This is a genomic window from Evansella sp. AB-rgal1 (assembly GCF_041820985.1).
Taxonomy (GTDB): Bacteria; Bacillota; Bacilli; order Bacillales; family Salisediminibacteriaceae; genus Evansella.
In genome coordinates, this window is sequence record NZ_JBGUAU010000029.1 from 1 (window position 1) to 24,961 (window position 24,961).

The window sequence follows — 24,961 nt, forward strand, 5'->3', positions numbered from 1 at the left end:
ATATAGAAGGAAAGATACATAGTGACAGTTATGACGAGTACTACATTTTAAAAATAGATATAAGTAAATTTTATGAACAAATAAGTCACATTATCCTTAGAGAAATATTATATGATAAACCATCAAAATTGACTTCATTATTATTAAAAGACTTATCTCTAGAGCAAAAAAACGAGTACAAAAACTTGTGTGAATATTTAATTGACGTATCCCAACAAATTTCAGAAAAAGGACTACCACAGGGACCTGCATACGCTAGATATTTGGCGGAATTATATCTAACTGTTTTAGATGACCAAATTATAAATGCTTTAACTCCTGACTTTGAACATTACTTTAGGTATGTTGACGATATGGTAATACTAGTTGAGAGTAGGGAAAAACTAGAAGAAATTAATAATGAAATCGACATGTGTTTAGGTACTCTTGGTTTAGAGATGAATAGAGAACAAAAAAAGTATATAAAGGGTAAGGTCTCAGATTTAAAATATGAAATTATAGGACAAGATATAGTAAAGTATTTCATTGATGGAATTGATATAAATAATACTCCATCGAAGGTTGTAAACCGTGCCATATCAATGTTAGAAACTATGTTTAAGGATGAAACATTTAATGTAAATATAAAACAGTTGCCATTTTTTCTAACACATTTAATAAGTGGTAGTTACATAGAGGCAAGACGGGATGAAATAGTAAATGAGATTACAAGAAGTGATATAGGAAGGGGGAGTCTATTTAAACACTTTTATAAAAACATTATCTTTAATACTAAATCTGAGGTGAATTTAGATTTTTATATGGAAATAGTTGGGCTCTCAAGAGCGAATTTTATAAACGAGCTCTCTAGAAACTATACGTTAGTAGATTTCAACTTATTGGAAAAAGTAATTAAACATTATCTGGAAAGGACTGACTTAACTGATTATGAGAGGCTAGAATTAATTAGGTTAATGTTACATGCTGGCATTAATGTTAGTATGGAAAATTTAACAAAAAAAGATTACGAATTAATTCAACGACTGATAATCAGCACTAAAACTATAAATTGGAATAGGAATCTTCTAATAAAGACTTTAGTCTCTCTCCAAAGAGTGGACGATAAGAGTTATGTTTTATTCATACTTGACTCACTTTTATCTAATTCGAAAAATCTTCCAGCATTCAACGAAGTAGTTACAACTATATTTACCACTTTATCAAGGAATGTGGAAGAAGTTTTTGTAGAAAAAAATATTCAGTTACTAAATAACCTTATCTGTTTTACTACAATGTTCTTAGAGAAAGATAATCAGATAAATGTTATATGGAAAGATTTAAATACTAGGTTAAGTGAGGTAAAAGTCCCTATAAAATATAATGATTGGTACAAGTATGACGAAATAATAAATAAAAAAGGCATTGTAGATAAATCAGTAGTGCACTTCCTAACCAGTGTATTTAGTTCAAATGGAATCATTGCAGACTTGGGAGTAAGGGTGTTCGAGAAAGAATATGCAATGTACTTATTTCTATATTTATTTAATTCTGAAGAGAATCCTAGTCTAATGGAAGAAATTAGAGGAAATATATTTCAAATAATTAGTAGTAAGAGGCTAGAATTTTTAAAATGGTGTCTAGGTGGAGATGTAAGATATTTTCCAAACGATAAAATTGCAATTCAAAATATTCATTTGAATAATAGAGTTTTATTGAAAAAAGATAGTCAACTGCTCGTAAGAGGCACAAAGGAAATTTTAACAGATTTTCCGGAAGATAAAGTATTTGCCGAAGAATGGTATAATGATAAGGGTTACATGTATACAGTTGTCGATTTAAATACAAAGTTACAAAACTTCATTGATAAACTCAACGACTTAGACTTTTTAAATGCAATCACATTTATAGTTAACATAAAGAAATCAGCAGAAAAGAACGGCAAATATATTAATGTTTTTGAAACTGGAACCTTCCGTGAAGATAATAATGAGTATTATTTAAAATACAGCTGGAATGACGAATACCTAATAAGTGGGAATAGACCAATTAAAAATAATAAAAAACAATTTTTTATTGAATTATTAGAAACTTTTAAAAAATCTAATGTAGAAAGTAAAGTTTTTATGCTTGATTATCAATGTAACCCAAAAACATTTGAAACGGATTTTATACCACAATATATTAAAGATATAGAAGATAAAATGTTTTTTTTAGAATTGTTGGATAAAAATATACGAGATTATTTTGAGATGATAGGTGAACATATCTATTCATTAGAAATAGCCAAAATTAACTCAATTAGGGAATATATAAAAAATAAAGAATTGAAACAACACAAAAAAGAACTTGAATTGATGAAATATTATAATAGTCTTTATGAAGGGAATATAGAGAAATATATTTTATATGGTGCTTCTGAAATTGATAGAAGTAATTTAAATAGTTTAATAAAAGGAATTGAAAAATCAATAAAAATTAATGTCGAATATGAAAGTATTAGCTTTTTAATTAAGTCTCTAAATAATGAGTTGAAATACATTAAAGATAAATCAAATGAATCTAATTTTATAAAGGTAAATGTAGAAAATATCACTTCAAATACATCTGAAATTAAGGTTGATAATGTTATATATAATATTAAGGATTTAAATTTCTATGAAATACTTACTAATAATGAATGGAGTCAATTATCAACTAAAGATATTTTCGTACTGGTTAACAGTGATTACGTCTATTATTCAAACGGATGTCTTGTTGTTTTACCTAAAACTCTAGCTAGAACAATTGAAATTATAGAGAATAAACAGGGGAAATATGATATAACTTCTTTAAAAACTGAAGCTGGTATAGTCAATGATGATAATTTTGATAATGCAGTTAAGAATATTCAGATACAGAGTGATGTTTCAATTCAAGAAGCCAAAAGGAGAATTAATTCATATCTATACAATGTAAATACCAATTATATTCCGGCTATACTTAATGTTATTTCTTCATACTTAGTTATGGATGATGAAACTATAAATCAATTTGTTGCCGAAATATTAATAAAAATAAGTGAAGGCGAAAATATTTGTTTACTACCTATTAAGTGGAAAAGTGATGATAATGGTTTGCAGCAAATCTTATTTCAAAGAGATAAAGATTTATTTGATAGGAATAGTAATAACGACAAAAGGATATGGTCCGATTATCAAAAGATAAATCTAACGGGGAATAATGTTGGAGAGATTGTATTTATCTCAGATATAGGGTTAAGTGGTGGTCAATTAAAAAAGGCAATTGAATATTATTTAGAAGAGAATAAGAAATATAAGAATTATTACTTTAAAATTAATTCCAATGCTTTTAGAGAAAAATTATTAAAACACAAAACGTCAGTAACATTACTTAATTGTTTGTATTCTGATAAGTATGAATTGGAAATAACGAATTTTTTTAGAGAAATAGGTTATAATGGAAATATAAATTTTGTTGGAAAAAAATTCAATTACCAAGACCGTTTATTTAGAAATATAAAACAGAGAGACCGGGAGTTATTTATAAAATTTGTAACTGAAAAATATGATGTTGAGAACTTAGTGATGATAAAAAAAGATAAGATGACATATCAGAAATATCTTTCTAGAATTGAGGAAGATAAAATAATAAATGTATTAGTTTCTAGATATAAAAGTATGCCAAAATACCATCATTTAGCACTTACTTTAAATACATCGATTTTTCGTTACAGAAATGATTAACGTTTATATGAAAAAAATGCACCACAGTTTGTGGTGCATTTTGAAATACAATGGGAAATTTCAAATTAATTACTAAAAAGAATATTATCATATTATTAGTTATTAAAAGGTAGGGAATAATGGCAAGCATCCAAAAAAGAGGCACAATTAGCATCAGCCAAAATAAAAATACAATTGGGTAAAGGGATAGTACGTCATTTACATCCTGTCCCTATTGATAAGTATTTCTTAAAATTGAGTGAATTTATATAAATCTCTTTTAAGTTTAACCAATTTAAAGCATTATGAATATACATCCAAGGCAATCAAATCTCATTTTGAAAATAAACCGTTACAAGAGATAGGGAGACACGATTATCAGTTGTTTATAAATGAGTATGGTTCGGTTAGGTCTAAAGGGCGGTTGAAAAAGTAAACACACATATTCGTACCAGTGTTAAAGACGCAGTCGAAGAACAAATCATACACGATGACTTCACTAGAAAGGCTGTATTGACTTAGACGACACCTGCTAAAAAAGCCAATAAATAATTATAATGCTGTGACATAAACGCTACTTACACTTTGTTAGGAGAGTTTTTATTACCACAAATACGGTTCTTAGTAAATTAACTATCAGAATACTATTTATATTGGTATTGTGAAGGGGAAAAATAAATACAACTATGAAAATACTTATGAAAATACCATTATGAGTAATGAAACATGGCTGGTTAACTATGAAATATTAGTGTTGGTACAATATTGTCAAAAGGAGAAATGTTGATGGGTATCGCTTTGTAATTGTTCATTTTTAATTACCGATAGACTATAATATAACTGTAATGAACAAGCGCAAAGGAATCGAAGAAGAAGAGTTTTTGGACTAGGTAGTTTGCTGAAAATAAACCATATGAAAGTAGGGGATAAGTTGAGTTTAACCAGCAGAATAAATGGAAAAATGAAAAGGGATAAAGAATTTAAAGAAATACTTTTATCAATCGAGCCGCACAAAAACGATTACTACACTTTAAGTGAAAAACCTCCATTTTCAATTGAATACGAAATGCTGGTGTCAAATAATGATTTATCTTCATATGAATCATCATTGGTAGGAACTGCATTTGATTATTTAGCAAGATTTAGAATTGCACAATTTATAAAAAATGAAGATGCATTGCAATGGTTTGTGGCTACCCAAAGTTTTACTAAATACAAATTTAATAAAGATTATGAAAAATTAAAGCTATATACAGAATGGCTAGAAACAATTCAAAAATACATTAACGATAATTCAATCTCCATCACAAATATATTAGAAATAGCTATACATTTTGCTAAATTGGAACACTTATTTAGGAATGGAACAAAAAAAGAAAATGTAGATGTAAATTATGTTTTTTTTGAACAAGCTCCCGAAAGTGTAATTAGTAATTTAGAAAATTTAATGATTGTATTTGAAGAGAAATTCATGACTCCAGAAATATTAAAAAAGAATAGCCAAGTGTTTTTCAATCCAAACTTTGGTGTGGGCTCTTCACTGGTTTCTGGAGCAGACGCTGATATTTTTATCGACGGCACTCTATATGATTTTAAAACGACTAAATCCCAATTATTGAACCAAAAAGATAGTTTACAATTAGTAGGATACTTTTTACTAAATGAGTTACAAAAAGATTGTGGTTATTTAGTAGGTGTTAATTTCGATATGAATATTGAAAGACTCGCCTTTTATAAGGCTAGATTTGGAGAGGTCGAATACTATGATATAAATAAGCATTTCTCACTTGAATTGGGTTTTAGAGAGAAGAAACTAAAAGAGTTAGCCCAATATTTCAAAAAAAATACAGGTCGAATACGTTCTAATTATCCTTTTGATTATGAAGATATTATTAATTATCTAGAACAAACGAGTAATTTTGATGTTGAAGGATTTATTGAAAGAGTTACAAAATATAGAAATGAACATCTAAAAAAATAAGTAAAATCTTAAACTTTTTCAAGATAGTAATTTACATATTTTAATGCTAATAGGTTTGGTTTTTGGGAGACGAATTTTCGTTTCGTAATGTTAGTAACATTCAAAACCAAACTCTAAGTAGATAATATATAGCCTGTAGTAAGTTCATAGGTAGATGAGCGTAGTGGAAGATAGAATCTTTGAAAATTTATTAGGATTGCAAAAGGATATGAAAGAAGTAATAAATGACATTCAAGAAGCAAAGGAAATGTAAACAGAATTGGACGAATAAATAATCTGTAGTATGGAGTACGATAAAACAATAAAAAGAAAATCGCTACACTTTTGAGTAATCTTCTATAGGGTAGCATATGAAAAGTAAACAATGGTTTTACGTTGGCTACACTTTATTGCGCTCATAATCGTGTTAAAATATAATTAGACAATCCACTACAATTAAAATGTACTGGATTGTCTAAATTTCAATGATAAATATTTATTATCCAAAGACTGTATTAATAGGAGAAAACATATTGTGTTGTCTTTTGACATCAGCATTTGTCATTTGAATATATTTTCTTACCATTGACATATCAGAGTGTCCAAGAATTTTTTGTAAGCTAAATGGGTCTCCACCGTTTAATACGTAGTATAGCGCTCCTGTGTGACGAAAAGTGTGAGGAGAAACCCTTTTGTTTGTAATCCCAGCCTTGTCTCCCCATTCCCTTAAATATTCTCTGACAGTGCTATCTGAAATTGGCTCACCTTCATAGGTAAGGATAAGAAACTCAGATTGAAATTCTTCTGTTTCAGCCAAATACTCTTTTAAGAGTGTTATTGTTTTAGAGGATAATGGAACTATTCTGGCTCTCTTGGTTTTTGTTGCATGTGGTTCAAGTTGTATTGTCCCCTCTGCTAAATCAACGAATGAACGTTTCATTTTTATTAATTCAGAGCACCTAACCACCGTGTCTAACAAAAGGTATACTACCACCAAGTCCCTAAATCCCCTATTGGTTGTATCATCAATTGCATTTATTAATTTTTTTATTTCCTCTGGCGTAAAAGATTCTAGCGTGTCCTCTTCCGTTTTTACTGGCTTAAACCTTTCGTGAATAGGTTCTTCAATCCACCCCTCCATAAAGCAATGCCGAATAAAAGCCCTCATTGTACGTATTCTTACATTTGCAGTAACAGGAGACAATCCTTTGTCATGTATCATGAACCCAATAAAACCACGAAAATAGCTCTAAATTCAATTCGTAACTTGGCAAGTCTCCACCGGTGTACTCCAATAAATACCTTATGTGCTTGTGATAATCATTTAAGGTTATATCAGTTAAGCTTTCTGTCTCCTTATAAATCATGAACTTATCGAACATGCTGTAAAGTGTCAGTGTCCCAGAGTCCTGTTTTGACATTCTTCTGCTACTTGTTTTACTTCTAGAATATTTACGCTTCTTTTTTTTGGTATCTTTAGCCATAAAAAAACCTCCTATATTGAATATAGAAGGATACAGAGTGGATAAATATGTAGACGAACCCAAGAGGTCTTACCTAAAAGGTCTACCGAGGTTTCGTCTCAAATCGTCTTGAGACCTCGTCACCAATATAAACCCTGACTCCGAAGAAGTCCTTATTTGGCGGGACCGTCTGGGAATCGAACCCAGCGGAGACGTCACGCGCCTCCCAAAAGGTTTTGAAGTTCTATGGAGGTAGTTATTCCTAGTACCTTACAGTGCCAAAACGTGCTCTACATTAGGGTTTCGATGATAGCTGATATTTTGTAGTACTATAAATTTTTTAAAAACGGGCACCAAACTCGGCACCAGAGAAGGAATAAAATAATTACTTTATAAACCTACCTTACCTGTCATATCTAAAAATTCAAAAAATGGAAGGTGTTAGTAAACCTATCTTCCATTACTCAACAATTTTTAATATAAACGATAGTTCTAACTTTTCTATCGAACATTATATTATGTGATTACCTCTCCTCGATGGTTGCTGTGACAGAAGGGGTACAAGTGCAGGCAACCACGGATGCCGGGACAGCAGTATGAACGGATATCACAGGTGCTGTTTCACACAATGAAGGAAAATTGTTAACCTTTGCCGAATATTGTAAATGAAAATATTTGGTGGAGGGGATGAATGTGAGGAAAGCAATAATGGTGAATCATTCGGAAGAAAAGGTTTATGCTTCTGACTATTTAGTTACAGTTAAACATAAGGGTAAATACCCAATTAATTTTGAGGTAACAAACTATACTTATGAAGATGTTTTTGAACGTATAAAAGAAGAGTATGTAGATGATTTAGACCAAATTGAAAAAGTTACAATTGAATTAGTAAGATAATGGCATCCTTTATAGGGTGCTTTTTATTTTGGATTAATACTTTTAAGGAGTATTGATTTTTTTAAATTTTTACAGGTGGTGACAATTATGTTTTTAGATGATAGAAAAACATTAACCATCCAATCATTAGCTGAAAGGTGAAAAGCCAAGACTGAAATTGCAAACAAAATAATTGGAATAGTCAGACAGACATTATATAACTGGTAGTTAATATTGAGGTTAAGGCTGTGGATGATGGTGTATTAGTGGCAGAGTTTGAAGAGTGGGAAGAGGATGAAAATAACTAAATAAAAGCAATACTTTATAAAATAAATTATTCATCCATTTCAATGTATAATGAGAATGGGGGAATATTAACGAGTTGATAGCAAGTATATAGGACCACTATAAGCTCGAATAAGACAATTTGAAACTACTAGGGTTCAATACGGAGATAATAATTGAAGAATTACAATTAGGAGTGGAGGAGTCATCATTAAATGGTTCTCTCGCTCCTTTATCGGTTAAATATAAATAAAAGTAATTCTAGTAAATTAATTAATTTTAATGGGTCTATAATGTTATTATATAAGTGGGTAATTTTACCTGTAGCATTAAGTATAAATTAAATTTAACTATATATATCAGAAGTCTAATTAAGTGCAATATGATAAAGGAAATTGAGAGGGGGAGAAATGTGATCCTTTTTGATAATGTGGAATATGATTATTTTTTTAATCCGCTTTGTTGTAAAAATAAAAGGATATATTATGAATGCATTTTACAACTTATTGAAAAGTCAAAGTCAGTTCCACTTCTTTATGAAACTGATGCCAGAGACATTTTGATTTTGTGTCTTCGTAACTATTCTTACGCGATGGAAGAGGAAAATAACACAGGGAATGCTAATGAGAATATTAGCAGTAATAAATCAGAAACTGAAAATGCTAATGCGATTCTAAGATATTTTAGATATTGTGGTTGGATTTCAGAGCGTGAGATTGGAAGAAATGGTGACAATATTGCCACTGTTATGCCTTATTGTAGGAAAATGATTGATTCGATAGAGAGAATCTTTAATCGTGATACCAGTGCGGCTTTAACTAACCACATTTTCTCCATTTATGATATTCTGCATTCTGCATTTATAGAACATGGAAGGACACATAGACCTTATTCTAATATTCTGGTGCCGGTAACGGATAGTGTATCAGACTTAAAAAATGAACTTTTGGTGCTTAAAGATAGTATTAGGTCTATAATGCGCATAATTATAAAAATGTCAGAGACCAATGAATTAGGACAGTTCCTTATCAAAGATGAAATGATGGAGTCTTTCTTTAATGACTATTTTTTCATAAAGAAAGATGGTTTAATACCCGGATATATTTCTGAAATTGAAAAAATGCTTAGAAATATTACCAATATAGAAGTCTATGAAAATATGATTACGGAATATCGGAAAATAAATAACGCTACCGAAGTCGCAGCTCGTGAAATAGTAGATAGCCAGCTTTCAGAAGTGCAAAGCTTTATTAGCTACGATTATGTCAAAGAAATAGATTACATAGATAAGAAAATTAATAACTATTACAGTTTGTACTCGACTAGGATCCTTATGGTCTTAAGCAATAATGTAAATATGCAAACATATTTAAATGACTTACTTATGACAATAAAGGATTTTGATCCGAAGGAAAAGAAAGATGTTATTGATTCTATTTCCAAGTGTTTTGGCTTGCAGTCATACAAATATGTTGGAAGAAAATCAATTGAACGTCGAAAGAAACGCAAGCCGAATACAAAGAGTGGAGCTATTGTTACCAGTTCATTGTCGGATGAAGAAAAGGCAAAACTTACTAAGGAATTGTTATACGAATATCCAGACAGGTACAGCACGAAGCAAGCGACAAGTTACTTTGATACCCTACTAGAAGGTAGGACAAATTTAATACCGGATGAAACGGTGGTAAAAACCAGAGATGATGCCATGATGATAGCGGTCAGTATTATATATTCTGGCACTGAAGATTTTCCGTATGAGGTTGAATTCTTGGAAGGGGTTATAGAAACAGAGGTTGCAACTATAAGTAATATACGAATTAAGAGGAGGGATTAAATGAGTGGTCTCAAATTAGACATTTCTGTAAAAGAAGAAAATGACCTATTGTTCAAGCGTTGCATTCGTAAGTTGTTGGAATCAACGTTCGTCGTTGGTGACAAGGAAGAGAAGTTGTATTCATTTATATCAAGAGAATCAAATAGGCAGGATGTTTCGGATTACTTGCGTATGATTGGATTTGATGTATTAGTAGATACGAATGTAAGAATTGCAATGCTTAAGCCTCATGAGGCTGATGATGAAGCGGTAGGATTAAAAAGAGCCAATGTTGTGGCTTTCACAACAGAGCAGTACCATTTGCTGCTTGTGCTTTGGGAAGTGTATCTGGAGAATCTGGGTTATAGTGATGAGAATGTTGTAATGCTCGGTGATTTAATTGATAAAGTCAGAGCGTATGAAGTTGACGTGGATAGTAAAAAGTTGTCCACGGCCATGAAGATTTTTAAGAAATATGATTTGATTAATTATGATCCAAAGGATAAGTCGGAAGATGCTATTATCACATTGTATCCGTCGTTGCAGTTTGGTTGGGATATCGCACAATTCCAGACGGTTTCTGCGGAATACATGAAGAACAACCAGTTAGAAGATGACGAACAGAATGCAGATAGTGATGGACCTGAGGAGGATGTTGAATGATCATATTGAAAGCAATTCGATTGATCAACTGGTATGGATTCAGTCAGATTACTGTACCTATAGGATTATTCACTTTAATTGCGGGTAAGAACGGAAATGGTAAATCAGTTTTGTTGGATGCCATAAAATATGCGTTGTATGGGGATGTAGTATTTAATAAGTCTACAGAGAATAAAGGAAGCAGAACGGTGACTTCATATACACGAGGTCTGCTTGATGCCACCGCAGTCACCTTTATGAGGCCCGCAGACCAGATGCCAAATGTATATACACATATTGTGCTTGAAATGGTAGACGTGGCATTAGGAAAGAGTTTTATCCTTGGAACAGCTATAGATACAGACTCTAGTAATGGGTTTGTAACCAGAAGATATGTATTGGAGAACGAGAAACTTGAGAACATTACTCATACATACGAAGATAACGGACAGGTCATTCCATATAGTGCATCAGTATTACAGAAAGAACTAGGTGTAAAAATGATGGATGTAAAAGAGGGTGTACTCAGATTCATGCAGCGAACGGGACTTCGCTTGAATGAGCAACAGTTAGCCTCTTTCCGAAGAAAACTACGTAGTATTATGTCATATGATCCAGAGGCTAAGATTGATCAGTTTATCAGAGAAAGTGTATTAGAGGAAAAGAAGGTTGATTTCTCTAAGTTGGTAGAAGCCAAAAAAAATATTGATAAGTTGAATATGAATTTTGCTACCATTGATGCTGAAATTGAAGAACTTAGCAATATCATAAAGCTTTTTGACGGCTTGCAGAATGCCAGAAATGTCATCCTTGCGGATGATGTAAAGATTGCATATAAAAGATTCATGGATTGCAAAAAAGACATCGAAGAAGCTACAAGAAAAATGGACATTGCTAATAGACAGATTGCGGAAGATGAAAAAAAGCTTAAAGAAATTGAAGTCCGTGAAAATGAACTTCGTGCAGCTTACAATAAAGCGAAAGATAATTTAAGTTCTATGGACTGTGCAAAAGCAATTGATGAAGCTGAGCAAGCTTTGCAGAAGGCGCTTTCTGAAAAAGAGAAACTCGAAAAGGAAAAGAACGCTCTTATTGAATTCCAGACTAGAGTAAGTGAACTATTATCTTGGCTTCATGAAGAAAGCATGGCAATTCAACAGCAGGATGTATTGTCTTCGTTAACTTTGGATAATTTCTCAAAGATTCAGAAAGAAAGTAGTATTGATTATCTTTTCAAGGAAATTAAAGGCCATAGGGATGAAATCATAGCTGAAATTACCAGAGTGAAGGATAGATTAGCAGATAATAGAAAGAAACAATCAAAATGGCAACAGGTTATTGATGATTGTAATTCTAAGAAGACAACATTTTCAGAAATACCGGATTATATTGCATTAAAGAATGAGATTAACAGAGAATTTAATAAAAGAGGCATACCATCTAAAGCTTGTTTTGCATGTGAATACGTTATCGGTTTAACAGATGAATCATGGCGAGATGCAATTGAAAGCTATCTTGGGAGACGGAGATATACTATTTTGGTAGAGCCGGAATATTATGACATTGCAGATGATGTGCTTAATGTATCAAAAAATAGATATGCGCATTTATTCAATACAAAGCTCTTGATGAAAAAAGAGATAACTCCTGAAGGGGATTCAGTTGTTCAATTTATCGAAGTGAAGAATCCGGTAGCAAAGCAATATTTTGATTATCAGCTTGGACGTTTTCATGCAACCACAAAGGACAAGGTTAAGAATTATGAGAACGCTATATCAAAAGATGGCAGAGTGTCCGTTGCTATGGATAGTTTCTTCCTGAGCTTCGATAAAATAAGGTTTTACTGTTTAGGGCAGGAAACAATTGAACTAAACAGAATAAAAGCTACAAGAGAATTGGAATCGTTGAAGGCTGAATACGTCGAATCTCAAGAGCGATTGCGGCTAGGAGAATCAAAGAAGTCATATCTAGAAACATCTATGGAGTTCTTTGGTGGATATAATTTCGATGCTTGCAGATTGTATGATGAAGTAATAATGGATTGTGCAAAAAAACAGGAGGAATTAGAGCGTTTGATAGACGCTCAAAAGAATAACAAAGAATATATGGAACTTGCTGAGCAAGTCTCTAGACTCGAGCAGGATCTTGGTGGTGTGAGTAGAGAACATGATGCAGTTCGTGAAGATAAATCTGCTATGCAGACGGAATATAGGATAAACAAAAGGGTGCTGAATGAAAAGAATGAGAGTATCAAAAGTATAGAGAGTGATTTGAAAGAATTAGAAATGATTAATTATGTAGTGTATGTAAAGGCTATTGAAGATTACGAAAAACATATTGCAAAAGGCCCAGGTAGTGCGGGTGGCATATTGAAGGATAGAGGGCGTTCAATTCGTGCTCTTAGAGAAGCAGACGAAAAACTTAAAGGAGCTCAGGCGTCATATAATGCTACTAGATCACCAGATAATCCATTACCATTGTCTGATAAATCTAGGGCTGAATATGAGTCAAGGAAATCTAGAATCTGGATGGATGATTTGCAAGAGATACAGCAGAAGTTAAAAGAACAAACCAGACGATATGAAGAGATATTTAAGAATGAGTTTGTGCTTACTGTGTTGAAGTCCTGTGAAACAGCAAGAGATGATTTGAAGTTAATAAACGCTGAATTAGCAAGACTGAAATTTAAATCAAAATATGAATTTGATGTTAAGTACGTTAAGGGTGGTTCTGATTATGGAAAAATCCTTGAATATGCTAGTTACTTAAAAGAGCGTGAGGATCTCGGACCTATATCAGGTCAGATGACTTTTGATGGAATGACATCATATTCAAATGATAAAGTAGAAGAGATGGAAAAGGATATACAAAAGATAATTAGCCGAATTGTAGGGAGTAACGATAAGGTTCAGATTGAGCATTATGCAGATTATCGAAATTATATGACATACGAGATCTTACTTACAAATGATGTTCTTACGAGAGCCGCTCTTTCAAAACAGTCTGGTTATAATTCCGGCGCTGAAGTTCAGATTCCATATATGCTTATTTTGTTATCGGCATTGCTAATTATTTACAATGATAAACTTAATTCGACCAGACTTGTATTTATCGATGAGCCATTTGCAAAAATGGATCCAACTAATGTCAAAATCATGATGGGATTTATGAGGGAACAGAAACTTCAAATGATATTCTGTGCTCCTGATAAGACTGATTTGATTGGTAATGAATGTGAAGTTGTTTTACCTGTTCTTAGAACCCAGGTAGATTTGATGGAGATAGGAATTGTTGAAATACACGAGGGAGTATAGTGATGAAATACGAAGAGAATATCCTCAAATATTTAGTTGATACTTATCGGAAGAGCAAAAAAGATTCTGGAGATAACAAAACTAATAGAAGAACGCAGGTTAAACCTGAAAAATTATATAAAAAATATAATGCTAATGAGGGTGATTTTGAAGAAATATCCAGATTGAATCAAGCTGTAAATGATTTAACGGAGAAAGGTTTTACTTATAGCACCACAGAAACCTTTGGAACTCAAATACAAAGCATTTATCTTGTTGATGAAAAAATTCGCGATGTTGAGAAATATTTAAGTGATAAGTATGGTTATGTTACAAAGGATATGCAAATTGAGCAGTTACAATTGCTTGTTGAACGTTACAAAAATGCTTCCCCTATATGTGAAAAAGAAAGTGCGCTATTATTGAAGTGTATTGCTAATAGAAAAATCCCAAAGAATTATGAACAACTTAATGATGTTTTCAAAGCAATTTCGTTCATAGAGAACAACCAGACTAATTTATATATCAGGGAAGTGTCGATGAAGGTTTATGGCGATTCAAAATTCTTTGAGGATGTAACGATGCAACAGGTGTGTGCTTTGTTGCGTAAGTATTCAGATAGACCTATTGGAGAAAATGAGTTGATTGATGAAATTCTGGTTGATTATCACATTTATAAAGAGCCTCAGAAACTTTGTATTAAAGGAAATGTGGTGATAACCATTTCTGGCAAAGATGTGGATATTAGCGGTTTTTCCGAGGGAATAGAAATCATGGCATCGGATCTCGGGAAGGTTCAATCTTTAAAAATATGTGCTTCGAAGTTTATGACGATTGAGAATAGAACATCGTTCTTGAGATACAAAGATGATGATACTGTTACCTTATATCTTGGAGGATATGCCAACAGATATCAGCGTGAATTTTTAAAAATGATTCACGGCACAAATCCAGATACAAATTATATGCACTTTGGAGATATCGATGCAGGTGGTTTCTGGATACATCATAATTTATGTGAAATTACAGGAATTGATTTCGCTATGTTTTGTATGTCTTCTGATGAACTTAAGAATAAAGAGTATGAGTCATGCTTGCATGGCCTTACAGAGAATGATATAGCCAGACTTAAAGAATTAAAAGAGATGGATTTATATGCGTATACAGTTAATTACATGCTAGAAAATAATGTGAAATTGGAGCAGGAAATTATTAGTTTGAATTTGATGAATCGGAATTTAATAGTATAGCGTAACAAATAAAAATATATTAGTAGAATTGTAGAGTATATTAGCGAACAGTCACTGTGACTGTTCGCTATTTAAATTTTATAATGGAAATAAAACAAATACTATTAGTGCTAAAATCCAATACAAATATCTGAGAGTATTATGAAAAAACAGTGGTTGATCTTACCGATTTATTCGAAGTAGAACACTAACACTCACAAAATTATACAATAGATGAAGTCACAAACTTTATTGTATTAAACTTTATGATGGACAAGCTGCATGTCAAAATAAAAGCCAACTGAAATAAAAATGTGGAAATACAAAAAAGCTGGATTTAAATAGAATTCAAATGCTTTTTCCTCTTATAGGAACTATTACACATTTCTGAAGGAACAAGGCTATTAAAGCTTCTTATAAGGCTTGTTTGGATTATTTTAACTGACTTAACCCCTTTATCAACGACTCAAATCCAGCAATTGGCATCTCTGGACCCATCGCTCTTAATCTCCCAATGTTCTCACGAATTTGAAATCGGAAACATGGATTACCTATTTCTTTTTCAACCCTTGTAATACGAAAAAACTCCTTTTTTCCACCATAGTCTGAAGAGGAAAGTTCAACAAACATATTCCCACGACTATCATGCCCCAAAACCATTCCAATCAATCTCCTCTAATCATCGTTACCTTTAGTATAAAAGATCTTTAGATATATAGATAGCAACAGACTGGGGAGCATTTTTGAGTTTTGAATAGTAGCGTATTAGGAACTCCATAAGGAAAAACCAGAAAGCTTTTATAACAACCAGCGATATCAAACTAGTTGTCATTCATTGCCTCTCTTATTATTTCTATTCTGTTCGATCTATCACTTTAAAGCTCGGATACTCTTTTTTTTGTAATTCATAAGCTTCATTTTTTGAAGCTAATTCAAACCATCCACAATTCCTTAAAAGTTGATTAATACCCTTAAATTTTGGATTTCGAAACTTATTTTTGCTGTGAATCCCAAAATGATTAGTTGGTTTATCAATGTCTACCCAAATTGTCATAAAATCCTCCTCTTAAATAGCTTATATGTTTTCTTTCTTGTTATTTTAATCATAATTATTCGCCACCACACTCTTTATTCCTTTAGAACGTACCACCTTACTAAATGAAATTATTGTATAGGTGTGTATACATGAATAATGCTGAACAGTAGACGTTATACTATGCAACAGCTTTATATTTATTATTTGTGAAGTGATACTCATGGACATGACGGTTTTTGTGCGGAAGAATAGGGAGAAAATTTCCTTGAAAAGTTTAATGAAGTAATAATTCAATGGGTGAATTTTAATTTTAATAAATGTTGTCAAATATATAAAATATTTGGATATTTATGTTAAAATTTGTAGAAATGAATAAATTTTTAAGGTTAAGGAGGGAATATCTATTGTCAAAGGCATTTCGAGAATACATAACTTTTTTGAAGGAAAGCGAGGAGGAGTTTTCGGATATCGAAAAAAAGTTAGCGAATATCGTTTTACAGAACACTGTATCAATTGAAGAAACTAGTAATGCTCTAGGTAAACGTGGAAAATTAATCGCAAGTTTAATAGAAGAGTTTGGGGATTCAGTTGAATCTACTTTTTCATTAGATGAAGATCGTGAAGTAGTAAGTGAAAATAATATAAAGTTTTTATCTGAGTTATCAGTAAAAAACTTTAGAGGGTTCTCTGATGAAATTAAGTTTGAATTAAATAAGCCCTACATTTTTGTTTATGGTCCAAATGGAACAGGTAAAACCAGCTTCTGTGAAGCTTTAGAATATTCACTTCTTGGTACAATTCATGAGGCTGATGCAAAACGAATTAATCTTGATACCTATGTTAAAAATGTCTATACAGGAAATGCAAATAAGCCTGTTTTAAAAGGTGTTAACTCTGAGGGGGTTCCATTTCAAATACAGCCGATCCCACAAGTAAATGAATTTTGCTTTATTGAAAGAAACCGTATTGAAGGTTTCGCACGGGTTTCAGCTAATACACCACAAGCACAACAACAACGTCTTGCTTCACTATTCGGACTTGATGATTTCAACAGATTTGTTAATAATTTTAATGAACGGATGGATAATTATCTTGAATGTACTGGAAAGCTTTCAGAAGAACTATCTGGAAAAGAAAAACAAATTGAGATTCATAAAAATAATTTAGAAATGCTTCCTCACCAGAGAGAAGAGATACTTAAACAGACAGAACAACTGCTAAACCAATATAAAGATGTCAATAGCTTAGATGAGTTGAAAATAAAATTAAATGGAACAGATGAAAAAAAAGGACTTATACAAATCAATAATGCTCGTATTGCGCAATTAGAAAATTTAAAACAAAAAAATGACCCTGGGGTAGATGAAGTAATAGAATGTATAAAGCAATTAAGCTTGTTGACTCAGGAACGTAATGAAGCTATAAGCTTAGTAAAGGAATATAAGAATGAAATTAATTTAAAGGATCTATATACGGCAATCTTATCAATTGAAGAAAAATTCCAAGATGTTTGCCCAGCATGTGAATCACAGTTATATGTTAACGGAGACTTGGTAGTTCCTTTGAATCCATATTCAAATGCCACTGATAAAATTCAAGATTTTGATAAAGCTATTAAATTAGAAAATAGATTTGATGAATTAAATGAGATTATACCCAACAAGTTACAACTTATAGAAAATAAGTTTATTCAAATGGTAGCGATTTCTGAGACAATTGAATTCCCAGAAGCAGCAACTATTGAAGCCTTATTTAAACTATTAGAGGACAAGGAATATGAGCATATACAAAATGATATTATTGCTACTCTTTTGTACCAAATAGATACTTTATCAGCCTTTAAAGATTACCTTGCTGAATTTAACCGGAAAATCACTGGAGACCAAATAGAAATAGAGATGTTGAGACGGGAAAACCAACAATTAAATTGTAAACTAGAAGAAATCTCAACTTTGAATGTACAGATTAAAGTATTAAACAAATCTGAAAGCGATGCAAATATTGCTATAGAACAATTTAGTAATGAAAACGAAGAACTAATTGAAAAGGTAAGTAAAGAAAAAGAAATTGTTACTCTTAATTGTCAATTTCGTGATGCATATGGTTCTTTTAGAAATCGTCTAGTTGATTACAACCGTCAGTTACCAGCTTTATTAGCTACTAATTTAAATACTAAAACTTTAGAGTTCTATAACTCAATCAACAAGTACGACCATCCTTCGGATTTAATTGAAGAAATTTTTCTTCCTGATGGTTCAGGTAAGAAGATAGAAATTCGTTTTACAGATGGAGAAAAGGTAGATGCTTTACATGTCCTAAGTGAAGGTCATATCAGATGTTTAGGTTTAGCAATATTATTAGCTAAAAATACACAGGATGAACTTCCGTTGGTTATATTTGATGATGTTGTTAATGCTATTGATCATGAGCATAGACGTGGCATTATTGAAACTATTTTAAGTAGAGAGTTTAATGACTCAAAACAGTTAATTATTACAACTCATGGTGAAGAATTCTTAAAGCAGTTGGAAAATAGCATTGTAAAAAAAGAATATCCAAAACTGGTAACAAGAATAGATTTTCTGAAAACAGAGGAGTCAAAAAAAATCAATGTGAGATTAAATGTTCCTAGAAATTATTTAGTTCTAGCAGAACAGAGGTATCAAGAAGGTCAGATTCGTGAAAGTCTTGCAATTGGAAGAAGAGCATTTGAACACTTGGTTCGGACAATTTGGAAAAGGTTATCTAAAAAGTACAACATTCGAATTAATGTATCGATGAGTGGTCCAGATAGACCTCCTGAATTAATGGCAACAACACTTGGTCTAGTCAACTATATTAAGAAGAACAAAATAGAAAATCATGAAGAGTTAGTTTCATTATTAGAATCTTTGTTAGAAAAGGAGCAAATACACCCTGTTATTTGGAACTACCTTAATAAAGGCACACATGATGAGGAAAGAGAAGAAGAGTTTGACAGGAGCGTAGTGAAAGATGTAATCGAGTTATTAGAACAAATTGATGAAGTTGTCATGAATAAATAATATATGTTAGCGAAATGGGTAATAGTATTATTATTTTTCATTTATAAAAGTGCTCTTTGACTGAGAGCTCAAAATTATTAAGTATTATTTATTATTAGAGATTGCTGATTATATTAATTGCGGTTGTTAAAAAGGGGAGTAAAATGAAAAAATTACGTTCAAAGAAACAATCGGAAACATTAGGAATGGATTATGGAACAGCATACAATGTTCTTCGTAGAAAGATTTTATTTATGTTGGTTCAAAAAGCCAATATGGCTATATGCCATCGTTGTAAAGAAGAATTAACGGACCCAGATACAATGGAGATTGACCATATTGAAGATTGGGAAACATCAGATAACCCATTAGAAAAATTTTTAGATGTTGAAAATATAACATTTAGTCATAGTATATGTAATAATCTTGCGAAGACAAGTAAAAAGGTCGGTAAGTCTGGCTATATAGGTGTTATACATACTAAAAATAAAAAAAAATCCCTATACTGCTAGGATACGAGATAAGGGAAAACAACGTATAATTGGAAATTTTTCAATCGCGAAAGAAGCAGCAATTGCATACGACTACGAAGCAATTAAATTACATGGAAATAAAGCAATGACTAATCAAAAAATGGGATACCTTTAATTTTTATAAAATATTTTAATATTAAAAATTATTCTTTTATTAAATAAACGGGTCCTTAAAGATTAATATAGAATAGAAACTTATTAACAGGGGTGGATGACATGGGCAGACCAACACAGCATTTTATAGACCAACTTAAAGTAGATGTAGATATCCAATATCAAAAAGTAAGAAGTGAACTCCTTAAAATGAAACAAAGAACAAATCCTTGCGCTACAGTTGTTGAAGACTACGAGCTATATGCCGGACATTGTAAGGAAGTATCAGAATTCACTTTAGACAAACTTCAATCTAACAATTTTAAACAATATCAAATTGGAAATTGTAAAATAGGAGGAAGTAAAGGTACAGTAACTCATTGGTTTGTTTACGAAAAGTTTCAAGACAGTTGCTTTTTAGACGTAATAGATATGACTGCTGTTCAATTTCACAATCCTATTCCCGAAGATGACTATATAAAAAAATACTTAAATGAATTTTTAAATTACGCTTATGGATTTATTCCCGATAGTCATAGTAAGAAACATTACATAAAAATGAATTGATAAAACAATAGGGCAAATGATTAATAACTCCCGAACCCAATCAATATCTAAGCAGCATCTAAACAATGTTTGAGTTGATTTAGAAATACTAGCAAAAATAACAAAGTCATTTACTGCGCAGTACAAGGATACTGCGTAACAAACTCAGTGCCGTACATAACATTAAAAGATTAAATCTTATAGAAGAAAAAATTAAACAATAGAAAGACCAACCTGTGTTTATTACACAGGTTTTTTGATATATAAAAGGATTTTGTAAGTTAATGTCGAAAATTACCAATATAATCCTTATTATAAGTAGGGGGGAATCAAGTAGAGGGTTTATTTAAAAAGTTTTAATTCAATTGCTGATGTTTAAAAATTATATCAGCAATGTAAAAAAATTTAAGGTAAATTGGAGGACGTTATGTTTCTAAAACAATTAAAAATTTATAATTTCAGGAAATTTGGTTCACAAAATAATGAACCAGGATTAATCGTAAATTTTCATAAAAATTTTAACTTATTGGTAGGGGAAAATGATAGTGGGAAAACCGCTATTATTGATGCAATTAAGCTTATATTAGGTACTTCAAGTCAGGATAATAATAAAATAAAAGAGAATGACTTTTATTTAGATGAATCGGGAAAGAGTGTTGAGAATTTAAAAATAGAATGTGAGTTTTCGGATTTATCTGAAGAAGAAGCAGGAGTATTTTTAGATTGGCTAACTTTTGACGAGGATAAAGATTATCAACTTTTGGTAAGGTTAGAAGCTAAAAAGATAAGGGATCCATTTACTGGTGAAAGAATTGATAAAGTAATAAAAGCGGGACCAGCTGGAGGGGATAGTAGATTAGAGGGTACAGCTCAAAGTTTACTAAGAACTACGTATTTAAAGCCTTTAAGAGATGCTGAAAATGAATTGAAACCAGGTTTTAAGTCTAGACTTGCACAAATATTAAAAAATCATGAAGCATTTAAATTAGGAGCTTCAGAAGAAGAACATAAATTAGTAGAAATTGTTAAAAAAGCGAATCAAGAAATTGAGGAATTCTTTGATCAACCTTTTATAGATAACCCAAATCGAACAATTAAGACAGACTTACAGAACTATCTGAATGACTTCTTTTTTATTCCCACAAGTGGAGAAAAAAGCTACTATGCTGATTTTAAAGTAGCACAAACGAAGTTAAATGATATATTGAGGAAATTAAGTTTAACCTTAGACGACACCCCTACTGGTTTAGGAAGTTTAAATTTACTCTTTATAGCTGCTGAATTATTACTTTATGATGAGGAAAAAAAGTTAGGTGCTAGGTTAACATTAATAGAAGAAATAGAAGCTCACTTACACCCTCAAGCGCAATTAAGATTAATAAAACACTTACAAAATACTTCAAATGGTCAATTTATTTTAAGTACACATAGTACAACTCTGACTTCATCAATACGCCTTGAACATTTAATCTTATTGCATAATAGTAATGCTTATCCAATGGGAGAAGAATATACGAAATTAGATTCATCCGATTATAAGTTTTTAGAAAGATTTTTAGATTCAACAAAAGCAAACTTATTTTTTGCGAGGGGAGTTATTTTTGTAGAAGGTGACGCTGAAAATTTATTGTTACCTGTCATTGCAGAGATAATTGATCGTCCATTACATAAATATGGTGTTTCAATTGTAAATATAGGTAATACAGCTTTTAAAAGATATGCAAATATATATAAGAGATCTGATGTATGGTTAGAAAATTTTAGTCCTTTAGAGATGGCAGTTTCGATTATAACTGATGTTGATGTTCGTCCGGTCCAATACTATAAAGAAAATGTAATTAAGAGCCAGAGATGTATATATACCTTATGTGAAGAAAATGCAAAGGAAGAGTTAGAAAAACTAAATATTTTACCACCAGACATTGTAGCAAAAATATATGGAACTATCTTTAAGACAAAAACAAAGGTGACAGAGTACTTATCAGAATATGACATTTCTCTTTCTTCAGAAGATAATGAAGCTCTGTGTCAATTACTGGAGAAAGAGATAGACCAAAATGCAATAGACGTTCTAAGGAAACTAAAAAAGGAAAAAATCATAAATGAATTTAATGATGAATATGGAAATATAAAAACTTTTGTAGCTCCTAATTGGACTTTGGAATATGAAATCGCTTTAAGTCAAATCAGACAAGAAATATTACACGCTATACATAAAGCTCGCTTTATTAATCCTAACTCTGAAGCAAATGAAAAGAAATTGGAGGAAATAAAAAAAGATATAGACGGAAAAAGTGGAGAAGATGCCGCTTATCCTATTTATAAACCATTATTGAAGAAAAATGCATCAAAAGCAGAAACCGCACAAATATTAGCAAGTGATTTACTAGAAATGAAAAATGAAGTTAAAAATACGATATTAAAAGATCCACATTTAAAGTACTTAATAGATGCTATTTATCATGTAACTGAACAGGAGTCAATTGATCATGATTGAAATAACTAAAGAAGATATTCGAATGGTAGAAAGATTATTGCTTCCTATAGATTGTATTTTTAATGGTGAGCAAAGAAGTGTTTTATTAGCGAATGAGTCAGCTGATATCGAAGCATGCCCAGGGAGCGGAAAAACAACGGTTTTAATAGCTAAAGTCGCCATCTTATTAAAAAAATTAGAACAATCCTCGTCAGAAAAAGGAATATGTGTTATTACACATACTAATGTAGCAGTGGATGAAATCAACGAAAAGTTACAACAAATAGGCATGCCAATTGTGAAATACCCACATTTTATTGGAACTATTCAAGAGTTTTTTAATCATTTCTTTTCAAATAAAGCTTATCGAAAGCTGTTTAATAATGAAAAGCACTTGATGTTTTTAGAAAATGAAGAATATGAAAACCATTTTGGGAGGACATTTAAAAGATTTAAACCTAACTGGTGGAATACTCCACCTCCTATTAGAAGAATGTGGGGAATACATTTTGATTTTGAGAAAAGAAACTTTGGTATAGATACTGTAAACGAGACAGAGTTCAGTATAGGGAAAACTTTAATTACTTTAATGAGACAGGGGGTTCTCCGTCATATAGACACATTATCTTTAGCGGAATGGTATCTAAGCGAATACGAAAAAGAGATATATAATGCTTTATCTCATAGGTTTTCACATTTCTTTATGGATGAGACCCAAGATACCAGTCAATTACAATTTAAATTAGTCAATAAAATAGTAGATAAAAACAATATTGTCTTTCAAAAGTACGGGGATCCATACCAAGCATTATATAATATATATAATGGAGAGGCGGATTCTTGGATTCCAAGGGACGAAGAAAAAATCGAAATAGCACAGAGTAACAGGTTTGGAGAAAGTATAGCAAATATATTAAGAACAACCTGTAAAGAAAGATACGACCATCTAAAAGGGAATAAAAGTATAAAGTCATTTAAGCCATATTTAATTATTTATGATTCTAATTCAAAAAGACAGGTATTAGAAAAATTTGCTGAAATAGTTAAAGAAAAAGAGGATGATAATAATGATTTTAAAGAAAGTAAAAAAGACGTATATGCTGTTTGTCAACACCATTTAGAAGTTAATGAATATTTTCAAAGCTATACAAAAGAAAATAATGACAAAAAAAATATACCTTTCATTCAAAAATGTTTCGAAATGATGCAAACAATAATTACAAAGTTTCTAAGAGATAGTACCAATTCAGACATTAGGACTTCTAAAGAGTTAGAGAATTTTCTAAACGAGCATGGAAAAGAAGAGTTATTACAATTAAGAACAATACTTTCTAAACTAATTAAGATATTACAGTTAGAAAAAAATAAGGTTAATAATAGTCTGAAAGATGAATTAACTTCGAAGATGGTAGATGTTTTAGAAATATGTACTGATAAAGAAATAGACATAAGCTCTGTTAAAGCAAGTGTGGATCAAACGATAAGTAAAATTAAAAACATGGATAGAAACGAACAGAAGAGTACGCCTATAACAAATAAAACAAATATTCACGGAGTTAAAATCAATTTAGGATCGATTCATGGTGTAAAAGGTGAAACACATAAAGCAACTTTAATCCTAGAATCCAATCGAATGTTTAGAGAGGAACCAGCTAAAGATTTAACTAATGTATTTAGTTTTCTAGTAGGAGAATATGATGATTATTTGGCAAGTTTCCAGGAAATACAAAATATTCTTAAACTTGCATATGTGGGAATTAGTAGACCTACACATTTGTTAGCAGTAGCACTTGATAAATCCAATCTTGAAAACTATGACGAAAATATTAATAAAGCAATACATTTTGGTTGGGAAGTAGTTAAAATTTAAAAAGTATATAGTTTAAAAAGGACTTTTAAGGTTGAGTTAATCGACTTTAAACATAATAGAATTAGGACTATAACGAAAAAGTAATAGTTATTATTGATGTTTGAGTGTTGTTACAAACGGTG

The 24,961-nt window shown here is 31.3% G+C and carries 16 protein-coding genes; 12 read left to right on the plus strand and 4 right to left on the minus strand.

Going from position 1 to position 24,961, the window contains the following annotated elements:
* The first annotated feature begins 44 nt into the window (after positions 1 to 44).
* Together ACERII_RS20255 and ACERII_RS20260 are read left to right on the plus strand one after the other, a co-directional pair.
* On the plus strand, positions 45 to 3,722 hold the full coding sequence (locus ACERII_RS20255; protein ID WP_373644793.1) for an RNA-directed DNA polymerase: 3,678 nt from the start codon (positions 45 to 47) through the stop codon (positions 3,720 to 3,722).
* Between the two features lie 892 nt (positions 3,723 to 4,614).
* Positions 4,615 to 5,682: a hypothetical protein gene (locus ACERII_RS20260; protein WP_373644733.1), complete on the plus strand. Its 1,068-nt coding sequence runs from the start codon at positions 4,615 to 4,617 to the stop codon at positions 5,680 to 5,682.
* Positions 5,683 to 6,160: 478 nt separating this feature from the next.
* Here the strand turns inward: ACERII_RS20260 and ACERII_RS20265 are convergent, their stop codons facing one another.
* Both ACERII_RS20265 and ACERII_RS20270 read right to left on the minus strand, forming a co-directional pair.
* Positions 6,161 to 6,883: a tyrosine-type recombinase/integrase gene (locus ACERII_RS20265; protein WP_373644734.1), complete on the minus strand. Its 723-nt coding sequence runs from the start codon at positions 6,881 to 6,883 to the stop codon at positions 6,161 to 6,163.
* Positions 6,873 to 7,145: a hypothetical protein gene (locus ACERII_RS20270; RefSeq protein ID WP_373644735.1), complete on the minus strand. Its 273-nt coding sequence runs from the start codon at positions 7,143 to 7,145 to the stop codon at positions 6,873 to 6,875. The genes ACERII_RS20265 and ACERII_RS20270 overlap by 11 nt, the downstream gene beginning before the upstream one ends.
* Before the next feature lie 672 nt (positions 7,146 to 7,817).
* On the opposite strand from ACERII_RS20270, the gene ACERII_RS20275 reads away from it, so the two are divergent.
* From ACERII_RS20275 to ACERII_RS20295, 5 genes are all read left to right on the plus strand, one after another.
* Positions 7,818 to 8,021: a hypothetical protein gene (locus ACERII_RS20275; RefSeq protein ID WP_373644736.1), complete on the plus strand. Its 204-nt coding sequence runs from the start codon at positions 7,818 to 7,820 to the stop codon at positions 8,019 to 8,021.
* Between the two features lie 676 nt (positions 8,022 to 8,697).
* Positions 8,698 to 10,119 carry a Wadjet anti-phage system protein JetA family protein gene (locus ACERII_RS20280; protein ID WP_373644737.1) on the plus strand — a complete coding sequence of 474 codons (1,422 nt, stop codon included), beginning with the start codon at positions 8,698 to 8,700 and terminating at the stop codon, positions 10,117 to 10,119.
* Entirely contained in the window at positions 10,120 to 10,761 is a 642-nt protein-coding gene (locus ACERII_RS20285; RefSeq protein WP_373644739.1) for a DUF4194 domain-containing protein, read from the plus strand.
* Complete coding sequence (locus tag ACERII_RS20290) at positions 10,758 to 14,054, plus strand: SbcC/MukB-like Walker B domain-containing protein (protein WP_373644740.1); 3,297 nt, start codon at positions 10,758 to 10,760, stop codon at positions 14,052 to 14,054. Before ACERII_RS20285 ends, ACERII_RS20290 begins: the two co-directional genes overlap by 4 nt.
* A gap of 2 nt (positions 14,055 to 14,056) precedes the next feature.
* Complete coding sequence (locus ACERII_RS20295) at positions 14,057 to 15,283, plus strand: Wadjet anti-phage system protein JetD domain-containing protein (protein ID WP_373644741.1); 1,227 nt, start codon at positions 14,057 to 14,059, stop codon at positions 15,281 to 15,283.
* Between the two features lie 411 nt (positions 15,284 to 15,694).
* Here the strand turns inward: ACERII_RS20295 and ACERII_RS20300 are convergent, their stop codons facing one another.
* Both ACERII_RS20300 and ACERII_RS20305 read right to left on the minus strand, forming a co-directional pair.
* Positions 15,695 to 15,922, minus strand: a complete 228-nt coding sequence (locus ACERII_RS20300) for a hypothetical protein (RefSeq protein ID WP_373644743.1) — start codon at positions 15,920 to 15,922, stop codon at positions 15,695 to 15,697.
* A gap of 193 nt (positions 15,923 to 16,115) precedes the next feature.
* Positions 16,116 to 16,316: a hypothetical protein gene (locus tag ACERII_RS20305; protein WP_373644744.1), complete on the minus strand. Its 201-nt coding sequence runs from the start codon at positions 16,314 to 16,316 to the stop codon at positions 16,116 to 16,118.
* Between the two features lie 386 nt (positions 16,317 to 16,702).
* On the opposite strand from ACERII_RS20305, the gene ACERII_RS20310 reads away from it, so the two are divergent.
* From ACERII_RS20310 to ACERII_RS20330, 5 genes are all read left to right on the plus strand, one after another.
* Positions 16,703 to 19,342: an AAA family ATPase gene (locus ACERII_RS20310; RefSeq protein WP_373644745.1), complete on the plus strand. Its 2,640-nt coding sequence runs from the start codon at positions 16,703 to 16,705 to the stop codon at positions 19,340 to 19,342.
* Positions 19,343 to 19,485: 143 nt separating this feature from the next.
* Complete coding sequence (locus tag ACERII_RS20315; RefSeq protein WP_373644746.1) at positions 19,486 to 19,833, plus strand: HNH endonuclease; 348 nt, start codon at positions 19,486 to 19,488, stop codon at positions 19,831 to 19,833.
* Positions 19,834 to 20,070: 237 nt separating this feature from the next.
* A complete protein-coding gene (locus ACERII_RS20320) occupies positions 20,071 to 20,514 on the plus strand; it encodes a hypothetical protein (protein WP_373644748.1) in 444 nt (147 codons plus the stop codon).
* 406 nt (positions 20,515 to 20,920) lie between these two features.
* A complete protein-coding gene (locus ACERII_RS20325; protein WP_373644749.1) occupies positions 20,921 to 22,990 on the plus strand; it encodes an ATP-dependent nuclease in 2,070 nt (689 codons plus the stop codon).
* The gene (locus ACERII_RS20330; RefSeq protein ID WP_373644750.1) at positions 22,983 to 24,839 is read left to right on the plus strand and encodes a UvrD-helicase domain-containing protein; all 1,857 of its coding nucleotides are present in this window, start codon (positions 22,983 to 22,985) and stop codon (positions 24,837 to 24,839) included. The genes ACERII_RS20325 and ACERII_RS20330 overlap by 8 nt, the downstream gene beginning before the upstream one ends.
* Positions 24,840 to 24,961: the final 122 nt, after the last annotated feature.